This is a genomic window from Saccharothrix sp. NBAS 001, from assembly GCF_056640475.1.
In genome coordinates this window covers 3,043,435-3,058,883 of sequence record NZ_CM153251.1, presented here as the reverse complement: position 1 = coordinate 3,058,883, position 15,449 = coordinate 3,043,435, and the positions used below count along the sequence as shown (strand labels likewise).

Annotated in this window: 14 protein-coding genes; 6 read left to right on the top strand and 8 right to left on the bottom strand. The window is 73.6% G+C overall.

All coding sequences use genetic code 11. From position 1 onward, the window contains the following. Positions 1-13: 13 nt before the first annotated feature. The 3 genes from AC0HI0_RS12975 (at position 14) to AC0HI0_RS12965 (ending at position 3,127) form a co-directional block, all read left to right on the top strand. The gene (locus AC0HI0_RS12975) at positions 14-937 is read left to right on the top strand and encodes a TauD/TfdA family dioxygenase (RefSeq protein WP_480932577.1); all 924 of its coding nucleotides are present in this window, start codon (positions 14-16) and stop codon (positions 935-937) included. Positions 938-1,040: 103 nt separating this feature from the next. After that, positions 1,041-2,102: a FecCD family ABC transporter permease gene (locus tag AC0HI0_RS12970; protein WP_480934296.1), complete on the top strand. Its 1,062-nt coding sequence runs from the start codon at positions 1,041-1,043 to the stop codon at positions 2,100-2,102. Further along, a complete protein-coding gene (locus AC0HI0_RS12965; protein ID WP_480932576.1) occupies positions 2,099-3,127 on the top strand; it encodes a FecCD family ABC transporter permease in 1,029 nt (342 codons plus the stop codon). Before AC0HI0_RS12970 ends, AC0HI0_RS12965 begins: the two co-directional genes overlap by 4 nt. 76 nt (positions 3,128-3,203) lie before the next feature. Here the strand turns inward: AC0HI0_RS12965 and AC0HI0_RS12960 are convergent, their stop codons facing one another. The 6 genes from AC0HI0_RS12960 to AC0HI0_RS12935 form a co-directional block, all read right to left on the bottom strand. Further along, the gene (locus tag AC0HI0_RS12960) at positions 3,204-4,325 is read right to left on the bottom strand and encodes a glycosyltransferase family 4 protein (RefSeq protein ID WP_480932575.1); all 1,122 of its coding nucleotides are present in this window, start codon (positions 4,323-4,325) and stop codon (positions 3,204-3,206) included. A gap of 28 nt (positions 4,326-4,353) precedes the next feature. Next, complete coding sequence (locus tag AC0HI0_RS12955) at positions 4,354-5,223, bottom strand: hypothetical protein (RefSeq protein WP_480932574.1); 870 nt, start codon at positions 5,221-5,223, stop codon at positions 4,354-4,356. 67 nt (positions 5,224-5,290) lie between these two features. Continuing rightward, on the bottom strand, positions 5,291-6,532 hold the full coding sequence (locus tag AC0HI0_RS12950; RefSeq protein ID WP_480932573.1) for an NHL repeat-containing protein: 1,242 nt from the start codon (positions 6,530-6,532) through the stop codon (positions 5,291-5,293). Beyond that, positions 6,529-7,881, bottom strand: a complete 1,353-nt coding sequence (locus tag AC0HI0_RS12945) for an NHL repeat-containing protein (protein WP_480932572.1) — start codon at positions 7,879-7,881, stop codon at positions 6,529-6,531. Before AC0HI0_RS12945 ends, AC0HI0_RS12950 begins: the two co-directional genes overlap by 4 nt. 89 nt (positions 7,882-7,970) lie before the next feature. After that, a complete protein-coding gene (locus AC0HI0_RS12940) occupies positions 7,971-9,827 on the bottom strand; it encodes an SMP-30/gluconolactonase/LRE family protein (protein WP_480932571.1) in 1,857 nt (618 codons plus the stop codon). Positions 9,828-10,506: 679 nt separating this feature from the next. After that, positions 10,507-11,370, bottom strand: coding sequence for a LysR family transcriptional regulator (locus AC0HI0_RS12935; RefSeq protein WP_480932570.1), 864 nt, complete (start codon positions 11,368-11,370; stop codon positions 10,507-10,509). A gap of 114 nt (positions 11,371-11,484) precedes the next feature. Between AC0HI0_RS12935 and AC0HI0_RS12930 the strand changes: the two genes are divergently transcribed. Continuing rightward, entirely contained in the window at positions 11,485-11,850 is a 366-nt protein-coding gene (locus tag AC0HI0_RS12930; protein WP_480932569.1) for a hypothetical protein, read from the top strand. Continuing rightward, positions 11,847-12,683, top strand: a complete 837-nt coding sequence (locus AC0HI0_RS12925; protein ID WP_480932568.1) for an NAD(P)H-binding protein — start codon at positions 11,847-11,849, stop codon at positions 12,681-12,683. The genes AC0HI0_RS12930 and AC0HI0_RS12925 overlap by 4 nt, the downstream gene beginning before the upstream one ends. A gap of 278 nt (positions 12,684-12,961) precedes the next feature. Here the strand turns inward: AC0HI0_RS12925 and AC0HI0_RS12920 are convergent, their stop codons facing one another. After that, positions 12,962-13,525, bottom strand: coding sequence for a TetR/AcrR family transcriptional regulator C-terminal domain-containing protein (locus tag AC0HI0_RS12920; RefSeq protein WP_480932567.1), 564 nt, complete (start codon positions 13,523-13,525; stop codon positions 12,962-12,964). Positions 13,526-13,593: 68 nt separating this feature from the next. Here AC0HI0_RS12920 and AC0HI0_RS12915 point away from each other — a divergent pair, with 68 nt between their 5' ends. Continuing rightward, positions 13,594-14,844, top strand: coding sequence for an FAD-dependent oxidoreductase (locus AC0HI0_RS12915; protein WP_480932566.1), 1,251 nt, complete (start codon positions 13,594-13,596; stop codon positions 14,842-14,844). A gap of 11 nt (positions 14,845-14,855) precedes the next feature. On the opposite strand, the gene AC0HI0_RS12910 is transcribed toward AC0HI0_RS12915, so the two are convergent. Continuing rightward, complete coding sequence (locus tag AC0HI0_RS12910; RefSeq protein ID WP_480932565.1) at positions 14,856-15,419, bottom strand: hypothetical protein; 564 nt, start codon at positions 15,417-15,419, stop codon at positions 14,856-14,858. Positions 15,420-15,449 lie beyond the last annotated feature (30 nt).

Here is a 15,449-nt window from a genome sequence, read left to right as displayed (position 1 = left end):
GGAAGGACCGACGATGACCGCACCGACCCTGGCCGAGCTGATCGAGGGCGACGGCCCCGTCGTCGACCGCCTGCGCCGCGACCGCGCCGCGATCCGCGACCTCCTGCACACCGAGGGGGCCGTGCTGCTGCGCGGGTTCGACATCGGCGGCGCGGACGGGCTCGCGGAGGCGGTGCGCGCGGTGTCCGGCGAACCGCTGACCTACACCGAGCAGTCGTCGCCGCGCAGCGTCATCAAGGGCAACGTCTACACCTCCACCGAGTACCCGCAGCAGGCGGAGATCCCGCTGCACAACGAGATGTCCTACCAGGCGGTGTGGCCGCTCACGCTGTTCTTCCACTGCGTCGAGCCGCCGCTGACGCAGGGTGCCACGCCGCTGGCGTCGGTCCGCGCGGTGTACGAGGCGATCGACCCCGCCGTGCGCGAGGAGTTCGAGCGCCGCCGGTGGCAGGTGGTGCGCAACTACGGCGAGGACATCGGCCTGCGCTGGTGGACGGTGTTCGGCACGGACCGCCGCGAGGAGGTCGAACGGCAGTGCCGCGCCGGCGGGCTCACCGCCGAGTGGACGGCCGACGACGGCCTGCGCACCACGGCGGTCCGCGACGCCGTGCACCGGCACCCCGTGACCGGGCTCCCGGTGTGGTTCAACCACATCGTGATCTTCCACGAGAGCAGCCTGCCCGAGGACGTCCGGGAAGGGCTGCTGGAGGTCTACGGCCGCGAGGGCCTGCCCAACAACACCTACTACGGCGACGGCGGCGTGATCCCCGACGACGTGGTGGCGCACCTGCGGGCGTGCTTCAAGGCGGCCTCGACCCGGTTCGACTACCAGCGCGACGACCTGCTGCTGGTGGACAACATGTCGGTGGCGCACGGGCGCGAGCCGTTCACCGGACCGCGCAAGATCGCCGTGGCGATGGGCGAGGCGTCGGCGTGACCGCTGCGGCCGGGGTCGGCCCCGCCGGGCCGGCCCCGGACCGGTTGGATGGACACGCGTGGAGAACTATGCCTAACCTGACTTCAGTCACCGGTCGGTGATCGTGAAACCGGTGGAGGTCTCGACGATGGCGGTGGGCACGTCGCCGCGCGCCCGACCACGGGTGCGCCGGGTGCCCGCGAAACTCGCGGCCGGGCTCGTCGTCGCGGCGGTCGTGCTGGTGGTGCTCTCGGCGTGGTCGTTGACCGTGGGGGCCAAGGACATCGGCCTCGGCACGGCGCTGCGGCTGCTCCGCCACGACGACGGCTCCGAGATCGCCTACATCGTGCGGGAACTGCGCCTGCCCCGGGTGCTGCTCGGGCTCCTGGTCGGCGCGGCCCTCGGGCTGGCCGGCGCGCTGATGCAGTCGTTGACCCGAAACCCCCTGGCCGATCCCGGACTGCTGGGCGTGGAGATCGGGGCGTCCGCGGCGGTCGTGGTCGCGATCTCGCTGCTGGGCGTCACCGCGCCCGGCGGGTACGTGTGGTTCGCGCTGGTCGGCGCGGGCGTCGTGGCGGTCCTGGTCTACCTGCTGGGTTCCCGGGGCCGGGGCTCGACGCCGGAGCGGATGGTGCTGGCGGGGGCGGCGGTCACCGCCGTGCTCAGCGCGTTCGTCGGCATCCTGCTGCTGCTCGACGGCCAGGCGTTCGACCGGTACCGGTTCTGGGTCATCGGCTCGCTGGCCGGGCGCGGGTTCGACGTGCTGTGGGAGACCGGCCCGCTGATCGTCGCCGGGACGACCGCCGCGCTCGCCCTGGGCCCCGGCCTCAACGCGCTGGCGCTGGGCGACGAGACGGGGCGGGCGCTGGGGGTGCGGGTCGAGCGGATCCGGACCGGCGGTGCCGTCGCGGTCACCCTGCTGTGCGGCGCGGCCACCGCGGCGGCCGGCCCCATCGGCTTCGTCGGGCTCGCCGTGCCGCACGTGGCCCGGCTGGTCACCGGCCCGGACAACCGCTGGGTGCTGCCCTACTCGGCGCTGCTCGCCCCGATCCTGGTGGTGGGCGCGGACATCGTCGGCCGGATCGTGTCCGCGCCGGGGGAACTGGAGGTCGGGATCGTGATGGCCTTTGTCGGCGCGCCGGTGTTCATCGCGCTGGCCCGACGACGCCGGATCGCCCAGCTGTGACCAAGGCGCTGCGTTCCCCGTCCGGCGCGTTCTCGGTGCGCCTGCGGCCCCGTGCCCTGGCGGTCGGCGTCGTGCTCGCGGCGGCCGTCGTCGCGCTCGGCCTGCTCGCCCTGACCACCGGCGACTACCCGGCGACCGTGCCGGAGGTCGTCCAGGTCCTGTTCGGCGACGGTCCGCACGGCCTGGAGGTCGTGGTCAACCGGTTCCGGCTGCCCCGGCTGCTGGTCGGCATCGCGGTCGGCGCGGCGCTCGGCGCGGCCGGGTCGATCTTCCAGAGCGTCTCCAAGAACCCGTTGGGCAGCCCGGACGTCATCGGCTTCACCACCGGCTCGGCGACCGGCGCGCTGCTGGTGCTGCTCGTGGCGCGGGACAGCGTGATCGGCGTCCCGGCCGGCGCGATCCTCGGCGGTGTGGCCTCCGCGCTGGTGGTGTACGCGCTCGCGTTCCGCCGGGGCGTGCAGGGTTTCCGGCTGATCCTGGTGGGCATCGGGGTGAGCGCGGTGCTGGCCGCGGTCAACGCCTACCTGCTCAGCCGGGCGTCGCTGAAAGACGCCCAGGGTGCCCAGCAGTGGTTGGTGGGCAGCCTCAACGGCCGCAGCTGGGACCACGCGATCCCGGTCTGGATCGCCCTGGCCGTCCTGCTGCCGCTCGTGGTCGGCCTGTCCACCCGGATGTCGTTGCTGGAGATGGGCGACGAGGCCGCGACCGCGCGCGGCGTCCCGGTCGAACGGACCAGGCTCACGCTGGTGGTGGCGGGCGTGGCGCTGACCGCCGTGGCCACCGCGGCGGCCGGCCCGATCGCGTTCGTCGCGCTGGCCGCACCCCAGCTCGCGCACCGCCTGGTCCGGACCGGGGGAGCGGGCCCGCTCGCGGCCGCCCTGACCGGGGCCGTCCTGCTGGTGGCCGCCGACCTCGTGGGCCAACGCCTGCTGCCGGTGCAGCTCCCGGTCGGCCTGGGCACGGGCGCGGTGGGCGGCCTGTACCTCGTGTGGCTGCTGGCGCGGGAATGGCGCAGGGAAGGGTGACGTCGGAGGTGGTCGAGTGCCGGGTGGGGACCGGTCGGTTCAGGGTGCGGTTGTTCCGTTCAGCCTCCCCGGCGGGTCAGTCGTGCGAGCCCGACGACCGGGTGGCCGGCACGGGGTGGTCGACGCGGGCCAGGCCGTTGACCGGGCGCAGCGACCGGTACACCGGGTCGTGCAGCGCCTCGACCGCCGTGCACCAGGTGTCGAGGTCGTGGCTCGCGTCCAGTTCCGCGGACCTGACCTTGGCGCGCTGGGACGCCTCGGCCCAGTTCGCCGGGTCGCGCAGCACACGCAGGGCGTTCTTCCACGCGTCGAGGTCGTCCCGGTAGGCGAAGATCCCGGCTCCTCCCAGGGATTCCACCAGACCCGGCGTCGGGTGGGCGATCACCGGGATGCCCGACGCCAGCGCCTCCACCGCCACCCGACCCCACGACTCGTACAGGCTGGGCATGAGGACCACCCGCGACCGGGCGTAGACGTGGGTGCGCATCCGGTCGCCCGTGACCCCGTCCACGACCTCGCAGTTGGGCAGGGTGACGGGCGGGGAGACCTGTTCGCCGTACGCGCCGCGCACCCCGAGGAACTGCCAGTCCGGCGTCCACGCCGCGATCTGCCAGAAGACCTCGCCGCCCTTGTCCCGGTTGAGGTTGACCAGGGTCGCGCGGTCGCCCGGTTCCGTGCGGTAGTCCTCCGCGATCACCGGCGGCCGGATCACGGCCGTCCGTCGCGGCTGGAACTCCGGCGGGTAGTGCGCGTAGTAGACCTCGCCGTCGCGGCGGATCCACTCGCTGTTGTAGACCACCAGGTCGGCGCCGGCCGCGTTGTGGAACGTGGTGGCGAAGTTGTCGTGGCACAGCACCACCAGCGGGAGGCCGTACGCCCGCGCCAACCCCGCCACCAGCGGCACGTTCTCGAAGTGGGAGAGCACCACGTCCGCGTGCCGCACCTCGGCCGCGAACGCGGAGCCCTCCTGCTGCGGGACCACCCGCACGCCGTCGATCTCGTAGGCGCGGTCCATCGTGCCGGGGTGCGACAGCCACACCGTCACCCGGTGGCCGCGCGCCGCCAGCGGCCGCAGCATCGAGTGCAGCATCCACTCCGAACCGGCGTTGTGCGCCGGCGGGTAGCCGTACACCCTGGCCGCGATCGACATCGGTCGCCGTGCGGGCAACTGCTGCGGGAGCCGACCGGCGTTGTCCACGCGTGGTCCTTCCTGGTCCGGGGTGGGTTCACTTCTCCACGACGGTGATGGTCGCCGAATCCGACGGCACCGGACCGACCTTGTAGGCCAGTTGGGCGTCACCGAGCGTCGCGTCCGGCCGGGCCTTGATCGCCACCCACACGTTCACCTTCGTCCCCGGGCCCGCCAGGCCGAGCGTCACCGCTTTGAACGCCAGCGTCTCGCCGTCCGGCAGCAGTTCGCCCGAGTAGTACTTGGAGGTCTTGCCGTCCGACACGGTCAGCGTGTAGGACGGGTGCCCTTCGAGGTCCGGGTCCAGCCCGCGCCCCGGCGGGATGACCACGTAGACGGCGTAGGCGTCCTGCGGTTGGACGTCGCTGCCCTCCAACGCGGTCACCTCCACCCCGGCGTAGGCGGTCGAGTCCCGCTTGAGCTGCACCGGGGCCGCCGGCGTCACCCGGTACGCGGTGTCGTCGACGACGTCGATCTCCGAGGACGGCGACGACACCGGCCCGATCTGGAACTTCAACGCGGTCTTGCCGAGGGGAGCTTCGGGACTCGCGTCCACCGCCACCCACGCGTAGCTCTTCGCGCCCTGCTCCGCCAACAAGAGGTCGACGCCGGGGAAGACCAGGGTGTGGCCGTCGGGCAGCAGGACGCCGGGCGCGGTGTGCGTCGCGTGCGTCGTCCCGTCCTGCACGGTGATCAGGTAGGTGGGGTTGCCCTCCTTGTTGGGAGCCAGGCCCGCGCCGCGCGGGATCGTCACGTAGACGTTCTGGGGCGGCACGGCCTCGAAGGCGGACAGCTGCACGCCGGGGTAGCGCGTGCCGTTGCCCCGGGTCACCCGGACGGGGGTCGAGGGCGCCAGCGCGAACTGCGCGGTGTTCAGCAGGTCGAAGTGGACCAGGGTGTCTGTCATGGCGGACTCCTTTTCCTGTTTCGGCGTGGGCACGCGGATCGCGCCCACGAGTTCGGGGGAATCGTGGCTAGTGCGGCAGGACGCGCAGGTCGCGCAAGTACGCGATCGCGCCTTGCCCGGCCGGGCTCCAGGTGGCGGTGGCGTGGCACGCGCCGGGGGCGGCACCGGCGGTGAGCGCGGGGGACACCGCGACACCGTCCGCGCCGGTCCACGCGGTCGCCTGCGCCTTCCCGCCGGGGAAGGTCGCCGGACCGGTCACCGCGAACACCACGGTCTGCCCGGCCTGCGGCACGCCGCCGGTCACCGCGCGCACTTTCAGCGCGGACGGGAACGCCTGCCCCGGCGGGACGGCCTGGTGCTCACCGGCCACCACCTCCAGCCGGTGGTCGAGCCGGACGAGGCGGCCGGTCGTCCGCAGCGCGACCCAGCACCGGCCGTCCACCAGCGCGAGCCCGGTCGGCGAGGTGCCCTTGCCCAGCGGGAAGGCGGAGACCGCCCGGCCGGCGTCGACGTGCACCACGGCGTCGGCGGCGGTCGCGGTGAACCACACGCCGCCGTCCGGCGCGACGGTCAGCCTGCTGGCCGGGAACGGCACCTCCACGGCGGAGAACTCGTTGCCGGACAACGAGTACGCGAACAGCGACGACGGGCCGCTGTCCGGTGTCGCGGCCACCCACAGGGTCTCGCCGGTCGCGTCGAACGCGATCCGCCCCGCCCGGTGCCCGGCGGGCAGCGACGCCCGCGCGGTGACCTTCCCACCGGACTCGTAGGTCGCCAGACGCCGTTGCGGACCGGGGTCGGACAGCCAGCACGTGCCGCGGTCGCGCGGGTGCACGGCCAGGCCGAACGGGGCGAAGCCGAGGTCGTCGGACAGCGTGACGACCTTGTCCCGGGCGAAGAAGTACAGCACGTCGGCCTGTTCCGGCGCGGCCGTCAACGCCTCCGCGCCGCGCGCGTCGACGGTCACGACGACGGTGTGCGCCCGTGCGCCCGCGTACCCGGCCTGGCCCTGGCTCGCCGTGTACGAGCCCTCCGGTCCACAGGAGACGAACACCGCGTTGCCGCCGTTGGAGGTGAACGTCCACACCCGGTCGCCCGGCGGCCACGTGGTGAGGCAGTCGACCGGACCGGTGTACCCCAACGACTTGGGGTGGCTTCGCACCAGGTGCTCGTCCACGTGGAAGCTGCCGAACGAGCCCTGCGCGTCGACGTGCCACAGCAGCCTGGCGGTCGGCTCGAAGACCAGGTCCACGGGTTGGGAGCCGGGGGCGAGCGGGAAGGTGTTCCCGGGCTCGTCGAGAGCCGTCACGGGGTGACCCGCAGCACGACGGACACCGGGTCTTCCACGTCGCCCAGCCCCGCCCGCACCACCACCTGCTCGGCGACGCCACCGGCCCGCACCGGCGGCACGACGACCCGGCCCAGGGCGTCGGTGATGACCACGGCCTCGGTCGAGCCGTCGGCGAACGTCGCCTGCTCGGCGTCCAGGGAGACGGTCAGCGGGATGCCGGGAACGGTGGTCCCGTCGGCGACGTACTCCACCTGCATCAGGTCGACCGTGGTGCCGCCCACGCGCACCGACCGGTCTCCCCGGTCCACGACCTGGGTGCGCCCCCGCACCCCGCCGGCACCACCGCCGCCATCACCGGGCGCGGGCACCAGGTAGCGGCCGATGCTCTTGTTCGTCGGGTCGGTGTACCAGATCTGGGTGCCCTTGGCGTCGAGCACGAGGCCCTTGGCGGAACCGTTGTTGGGCACCTGGACCCGGTTCAGCACGTCGAGGCTCTGCTTGTCGAGGCGGTAGATCCGCGCCCCGGCGGCCACCCAGAGGTCCCGGTCCGCGCCGAAGACCAACTGGCCCGGCACGTCCTCGGTGGCGATCTTGCCCTCGGTCCACTTCTGGTCGTTGAAGTCCCACCGGGCGACCATGTTCGGGTTGGTCAGCGACACCCAGAGCGACGTCTCGTCCGCCAGCACCCACAGCGGGGACTGGCCGGGCAGCCGCGTGCCCTTGCGCTGCCAGCCCTTGCCGTCCGTGTCGAGGTAGTAGAGGCCGTGGTCGGTGAAGCTCCCGGTCGCCTGCCCGGCCACCCAGTAGACGTACGACCGGCCCGAGTCCACCGTGCGGGCCGCGACCACCACCGGCCACGTGTTGAACGTCGGGCGGATCGCGTCCCCGCGCGTCTGGACCTTGCTGCCGTCCACGAGGTCGAGCGACCCGAGGTAGCCGTTGACCGGCTCGGCGAAGACGAGTTCGTACCGCGTCTCCGCCGGCTTCACCCCGGGGTGCGGCACCACCACGATGTTCTCGGCGCGGGCGTTGTTCTCCAACGCCCAGCTGTGCAGGGTGTCGTTGCGGACGTCCATGCTGTAGATCGGGTCGACCTTCTCCGGCTTGGCGGGCGAGGCGAACCAGACGTACGGCTGCGGCCGGCCGTCCGCGCCCAGCCGGGGATCGGGGACGATCCCGGCGGACAGCTCCGGCACCGTGGAGGTCTTCGGGACGGCCGACCCCGGGTCGTTCGGGTCCACCACGAGGATGGTGCTGTTCGACGTGGTGACGTACAGCTTGAGGCCCCGGCTGCTCGGTCCGTACGTGATCGAGTGCGGCACCACGCCGTTGGGCGTCGGCCATTCCTTCGGGTTGTCGTCAGCCATTGTCCCTCCCTGGGAACGAGATCCACGTGGTTGGGCGGTGCGGGACCGGACGGCCCTCCCCGGCCCGTTGCGGGACGTCCGGTGCGCGCTCATCGGACGTCGACCCCGGACGGCGCCCGCTGCCCGCCCACGGTGAACTCCAGTTCGCAGCGCCCGGCCGTGGCGTCCGCGTCGGCGGCGACCGCGACCCAGGCGCGGGTCGACGTGCCCGGTCCCGACAGGGCGAGGTCGACCGACCCGTAGGCGACGGTCCGGTGGTCCTCGGACAGTTGCCCGGTGTACTGCCTGATCCGCTTGTCCCCGCTGTCCGCCTGGACGTAGAGCGGGTACGCCAGAGCGCTCTCCGCGAAGCGCAGCCCGTGCTCCTGCGGCAGCCGGACGGCGACCGCGCGGCAGGCCGTTCCGGCGTCCGCCGGGTACAGGACCACGCCGGGATACCCGGCCGGGCCGCCGCGTTCCGCCGGTGCGGGCGCGGCCGGCTCCACCCGGAACGCACCCTGGTCCACCACGACCAGCGGGGTCGACGCCGACCCGCGACCGCCGATGGCGAAGGACAGCGCGGTCGGGCCGGTCCGGGCGTCGGCCGACGCCCGGACGGCGACCCACAGGCAGACCGTCGAACCGCTGCCGGACAGACCGAGGTCGACATCGGTGAACACGAGCGTCGACGCGTCCAGGGTGCCGGTGGCGTAACGCGTCCCGCCGGACTGGTCCTCGATGGTGAGCTGGTAGGTCCCTTCGGAACCCTCCGCGACGAACTCGATCCCGTCGCCGGGCAGGACGGCGGTGACCCGCTGCCGGGCGATCGCGGCGTCGCCCTCGGCGGTCACCAGGACGCCGGGGTAGCGCACCCCGCAGCCCTTGGCCAGGGCGACCGGCCCGAGGCCCGGTCGGACGGTGAACCCGCCGGACGCGCCGGTCACCGCCCGCACGCGGTGGTGGTCGGTGTCGCCGACGACGAGCGCGCCGTCCGGGGCGATGGCCACGCCGTGCGGGCGGGCCACCGAGAACCGGTCGGCGGGCGTGCCGTCGCCGTGCCAGTCGACCGTGCCGTCGCCCGCGACCGTGGAGATGAGCCCGGTCGCCAGGTCGACCACCCGCAGCCGGTGGTTGTCGGCGTCGGCGATGAACACGTTGCCCACGTGGTCGACGGCGAGGCCGCGCGGCCGGTCGAGCCGCGCCTTGACGGCGGGCACGTCGTCGTCGAAACCCGCCTGGTCCGTGCCCGCGACGGCGTGGACGAACCCGGACGCCCGGTCCACCACCCGGACCCGGTCGCCGTCGGCGAGGTAGACGTTGCCGGCGGTGTCCAGGGCGAGGGCGTTCGGCGTGTCGAGCTTGGCGGTGCGCGCGTCCTTGTCGTCGCCGTCGTAACCCCGGACGCGGGTCCCGGCCACCGTGCCGATCTTGTCGTCCTCCACCTTGCGCAGCAGGTAGTTGCCGGTGTCCGCGATGTAGAGGCGGCCGTCGGCGTCGATCGCCACGCCGTTGGGCTCGTTGAGCCGCGACCGGCGCGGATCGGGCTCCGCGTCGTAGCCGGGATCGCCGGTGCCGGCCACGGTGGTGAGCGTGCGGCTGCCCGCGTCGACCCGGACCACCCGGTGGTTGAGGGCGTCGGCGATGTAGAGGTTCCCGGCGGTGTCCAGGGCGAGGCCCAGCGGGTTGTTCAGCGGGGACTCGTCGGCGGGCGCGCCGTCGGGGCCCCGGCCGGGGTGGTCGGTGCCGGCAACGGTGGTGATCGTCCGGGTGGCCGCGTCGATCCGCCGCACCCGGTGGTTGGCGCAGTCGGAGAGGTAGATGTCGCCCGACGGGGCCACGACGACGTCGCACGGTCGGTTCAGCCGGGAGGTGGCGGCCTCCCCGTCGCCGGAGCAGCCGGGTTCACCGGTGCCCGCGATGGTCGTGATGGTCCAGCCGGGCCGTGCGTCGTCGCCCGCTGTGGTCATGCCCGATCCCTCCCGTACGGGGGTGTGGAAGCCAGGAATGGTGTGGGGCGGTCACGTCGTACCCCGGATGACCCGAGTCTGGAGGCCCTGGTCGGGCGGAGGAACCTGCTGTCCACCGTTCGAGGTACGGCGTCACCCCGGCAGGTGGCGGTTGGCCCGTGCAGGCCGCAGTTTGCGGAGTCCGGCCGGTGAACGCCCGGGAATTCCGACCGATCCTCATGATTTCGGAGGTCCGCGGCGTCGGTCGGGCGGCTCCGGCCGCGCGCGACTGTCGCATGTGGACAGACGGCGGGCGGGGTTCCGGGAGCTGTAGTGACTGGTTGGGTTGTCGGCGGCGTGTCGAGTTGAGGGTGGGAGGACTTCCGGGCGGGCGGCCGTTCCTCGCGGCCGCACCACAGCCCCCGCCGCACCCCCGGTCGAGGACCGCATGCCGGCCGTCCGACGGCGGGCGCGGCGGGGTCCGGCACACCTGGCCGTCCTGCTCGCCTCCGCCGTCGGCAGGGTACCGCGCCGCCGGGCACGCCCCGACCGCCGCCCCGACCGGGGGAGGCTTGCGGATGCACGGAGGCGGCGCAAAGGGTGGTGTCGCGGGTGTCCGCCGACAACGCCGAGGCCTGCCGCGTCGGCGGCACCCGGCGCGCGGTCCGCACCGCCCTCGGAATCCGCCGCCGCTTCACAGCTAGCGGGGGAAGTTGGCCACCAGGTAGTCCCGCAGCACGGCGACGCGCAGTGGCAGGTGACGGTCCGACGGGACGGCCAGGTGCAGGGGCTGGCCGGCCGCGTGGTGGTCGGGCAGCACGGGGGTGAGCAGGCCCGCGCGCACGGCCGGCGCGGAGGCCGGGTCCGGCAGCAGGGCGATGCCCGCGCCGGCGATCGCGGCCCTCCTGACGAAGGTCAGGTCGTCGGCGGTCAGCGGGCCCGTCACGGTCACGGCGGACTCGCCGTGCGGACCGTGCAGCAGCCAGCGGTCGACGTCGCGGAAGCCCAGGCACAGGTGGTCCGCCAGATCGGCGGGCCGGTGCGGGGTGCCCCGGCGCGCCAGGTAGACCGGCGAGGCGTGCAGCCGGAACCGGGTGTCCTGCAGCCGGGTCGCGCCGGGGCCGCCCGGACCGCTGCGCAGGGCTAGGTCGACCCCGTCCTCCACCAGGTCGGCCTCGGTGGACAGCACGACCTCCAGCCGCACCTGCGGGTAGAGCGCCAGGAACGCGGCGAGCAGGTCGGGCAGGACCTCCGCGCCGACGTCGGGCCGCGCGGCGAACCTGATCACGCCGTGCGGCGCCTCCCGGGCCTCGGCGGCGACGCCCGCCGCCGCGTCCAGCTCGGTCAGCGCGGCGGACACCCTGGCGTGGTAGGCGCGCCCGGCGTCGGTGAGCGCGAGCGACCGGGTGGTGCGGTGCAGCAGGCGGACGCCGAGCCGGTTCTCCAGCCGGGCCACCCGGCGGCTCACCGACGACTTGGGCATCCACAGCGACCGCGCGGCGGCGGAGAAGCTGCCGGTCGCCACGACCCGGACGAACACCGCCACGTCACCGAGTTCTTCCACCCCGCGATTGTTCCACAGGTGGAACAGTCTGTTCGGATTCTGCCCACTAGTGCGTTCGGGGCAACGCTCATAGCGTTCGGGATGTCCCCAGAAGTCCGACCGAGGAGCGCACCCGTGCCCCGAACAGCGCGAATCCTGGCCAACGTCGTCCCGGCCTACGTGATGCCCGCCGTGATGAGCTACGCCAGCGCGCTGGTGCTGGCCGACCACCGGCTGGCGGCCGCGGCGTTCGGCGCGATCGCCGTCCCGTCCGCGCTGGCGGCGCTGGCCGTCACGCTGTGGCCCGTGCGACGCGGACGGCTGGTCCGCGTGCTCGTCGCCGCCGTGTCCTGCGCGGCGGTGGCGTTCGCGGCCACCTGGGCGGCCGTCCACAGTGGACTGGCCGAACCCGCGCTGATCCTGGACGCCGTGCCGTCGGCCGTGCTGGGCGGCGTGATCACGGCCCTGCGCACCCCCAACGGAAAGAAGAACACCCCATGATCCTCGTCATCGGAGCGACCGGCACCACCGGCAGCGCGGTCCTGCGCGGTCTGCGCGATCGGGACGTGCCGGTCCGCGTCCTGGTCCGCGCGCCGATCCCCGACCAGGTCGACCAGGTGGTCGGCGACGCCGCCGACCCGGCGGCGGTGCGGTCGGCGCTGTCCGGCGCGACCGGGCTGTTCCTGTCCATGGGCAACGGCCCGAGGCAGGAGGAGATCGAACTCGGCGTGGTGGCCGAGGCCGCCCGGCAGGGCGTCGGCCACCTGGTCAAGCTGTCCGCGCCCTCGGCCGCCCCGGACTCGCCGGTCGCGGTCGCCCGCCTGCACCACCGCGTGGAGCGGGCCGTCGAGCGGTCCGGTGTGGAGCACACGTTCCTGCGGCCGTACGCGTTCTTCCAGAACCTCCTCTTCCACGCCGACCGGGTGCGCCACACCGGGTGGTTCCCGGCGGCGACCGGCGACACCCCGTTGAACATGGTGGACGCCCGTGACGTCGCGGACGTCGCCGTGGCCGCCCTGACCCGACCGGAGGCACGCGGCACCCACCTGCTGACCGGGCCGGAGGCGGTGTCCTACCCGGAGATCGCGGCCCGGCTGACGGCGCTCGGCCGACCGACCCGCTGCGTGCCGGTCACCCCGGACGAACTGCGCGCGGACCTGCGCGGCGCGCCGGACTGGCTGGTCGACCACGTGCTGGAGATCCAGGCCCTGGCCACGACCCACCCCGAACACCCCAACAACACGGTGGCCGAGGTGCTCGGCCGCGCACCCCGCCGGCTGGACGACTTCCTGCGCGACCACGTGGCGATCTTCGGCGCACCCGTCGCCGGGTGACCCGACCCGACCCGACCCGGCCCGACCCGGCCCGGCACCGCGCCGGCCGGGTCGGGCGGTGCCGAAACGTCCACAGTGGACAATCCGGTGGAATGATCTCGCCGCGCCGGCCTCGCCGCCGGGCCGGTGGATCCCGGTGCTGCCGGACGATCTGCCGGACTCCTCCGCGCCAGCGGGCCGGACTCCGGACCCAGGCCGACACCGGCGGGCACGGACGGGTTCGTCGGCGTCGCGGTGGACGGCGTGCGCTTCGCGGTGCGGGGCGTGCGGACCGTCCGTCAGTCCTGGGCCACGCGGTGCGCCAGGCCCACGAGGATCAGCGCCAACCCTGACTCGAACGCCGACTCGTGGTCGATCACGGGCAGCTCGGGCCCGTCGTCGTCGGGCCCGGTGTCGGCCTGCTCCTCCAGCACGCTGCCGACGGTGAAGCGGCTCGCGGCGAGCATCGCCATCTGCGCGTCCCGCTCGGGCACGCCCGAATCGACCAGGAACGCCAGCTTCCGGGTGATCCGGTCGAGGTCGGCCGTGGGGACGAGCCCGGCGTGCAGGCGCGCGCCGTCGCGGCGCATCAGCAGCGTTCGCCGGAAGCCGCGCGTGTTCTCCAGGAACCACTCGCGCCAGTCGTCGCCGGGTGCCGGCAGCGGGGTTCGGGCGTGCGGTGCCATCGCCGCTTCGGCCATCGCCCGCAGCAGCGCTTCCTTGTTGCGGAAGTGCCAGTACAGCGAAGGCTGCTCGACGCCGAGCCGCTTGGCCAGGCGTCTGGTGCTGACGGCGTCGAGGCCGACCTCGTCGAGCAGGTCGAGTCCTTCGGCGACGGCGGTGTCGCGGTCGAGCTTGGGCACCTTGACAGTCTATCAGTGATAGAGGAGGGTGGGCGTCAACCTATCGGTGATAGATTCGGAGGGGTGGCATGGCACTGGGAGCGGGAGGCCCGTCCTTGAAGGTCCTCGTCTGCGGCGGCGGGATCGCCGGGCCGGCGTTGGCGTACTGGCTCGCCCGAGGCGGGCACCGGGTGACCGTGGTGGAGCGCTTCCCCGCGCTGCGCGCCGAGGGGGCGCAGGTCGACCTGCGCGGTCAGGGCATCGACGTCGTGCGCCGGATGGGCCTGCTCGACGCGGTCAGGGGCAGGCTCGTGGACGAAGCCGGCGTCGCGTTCGTGGACGCGAAGGGCAGGGCGCGGGCCACGATCATGGCGAACACGTCCGGCCAGGGCCGGCAGAGCCTGACCTCGGAGTACGAGATCATGCGCGGCGACCTGGTGCGCATCCTCCACGACGCCACCAAGGACGACGTCGACTACGTGTTCGGCACGAGCGTGGACCGCTTCGAGCAGGACGACGACCGCGTCGTGGCGCACTTCTCCGACGGCACCTCCGAGGAGTTCGACCTCCTGGTCGGCGCGGACGGGCAGGGGTCGCGCATCCGCCGCGCCGTCCTGCCCGCCGGCGCGCCCGAGCCGTACCGGCGGGTCGGGGTGCACATGGCCTACTGGTTCATCCCGCGCATCGGTTCGGACGGCAACATCCGCGACACCTACATGGTCCCGGGCGGCCGGCAGATCATGCGGCGCAGCCACAACCCGGAGGAGACCCAGGTGTACTTCGTGCTGCGCGAGGACTCCGCGGCGGCCTCGGCGATCCACCGCGAACCCGTCGAACGGCAGAAGCGGTTCTGGGCCGAGCGGTTCCGCGACGCGGGCTGGCAGACCGGCCGGTTCGTCGACGGGATGCGGGACGCGCCGTTCTTCTACTCGCAGGAGGTGGTGCAGGTCCGCACCGACACCTGGTCGAAGGGGCGCGTGGTCCTGGTCGGGGACGCCGCCCACTGCGCGTCCCCGTACAGCGGCATGGGCGTGTCCGGCGGCTTGGTCGGCGCGTACGTCCTGGCCGGGGAGATCAACCGCAGCCCGCACGACCTCGCCGCGGCGTTCGCGAACTACGACGCGGTGCTCCGCCCCTTCGTCGAGGAGATCCAGTCCACCGTGAAGCCCGGGTTCTTCCGGATCTTCCTGCCCGGGAGCAGGTTCGTGATCGAGGCCCTGCGCTCGGTCGCGGCGCTCGCCTCGGCGCTGCACGTCCCCGATCTCGTCGCCCGCCGCTCGACCTCGGACCGCGGTGGCGACTGGCGGCTCCCGGACTACCCGCGACTGGTCGCGGGGTAGTGCGATCGCGCTCAGCAGACCGGCACGCCGCTGTCCACGCTCGTGAGGTACGGCCCTTCCGGCGGATCGCCGTTGCGGAAGGAGTTGGCAGGGGAGTAGTACTGCCGGTTCCACGGCGGGCTCGCGATGAGGTACCACCAGCCCGGCTGCACGCTCGGCGGCGCGTCGGGGTCGTGGAACCGGCACACCACCTGCACGAGTTGGCCGGGGGTGAGCTTCTCGCCCGCTCCCTTGAACGCCCTCGGGTCGCGGAAGGTCCGGGCGGCGGACTTGCTCGCGTACTCGGGGAAGGTGACGTTCGACGTGCAGGTCGCGCACGTGGGCAGCGGCATCTCCGGCGGCGGGCGCGGTGCCGACGGCGTCGAGGACGACGGCGTCGCGCCGGACAGCTTGTCGACGATCGTCATGCCGTCCGCGGTGAAGCTGACCAGCCCGCCGAGCAGCGCCGCGACGGCCACCCCCAGCGTGATCCAGGCGATCTTGTCGGCGGTCTTCTGCCGCGTCCACCAGCCTCGTCGGCCGGGTGCGGCGGTGGCGTGACGGCTTCGTTTCCGGGCCCCCTGGCTGCGTCCCACGTGACCAAGTGTCCCAAAACGATCACGGAT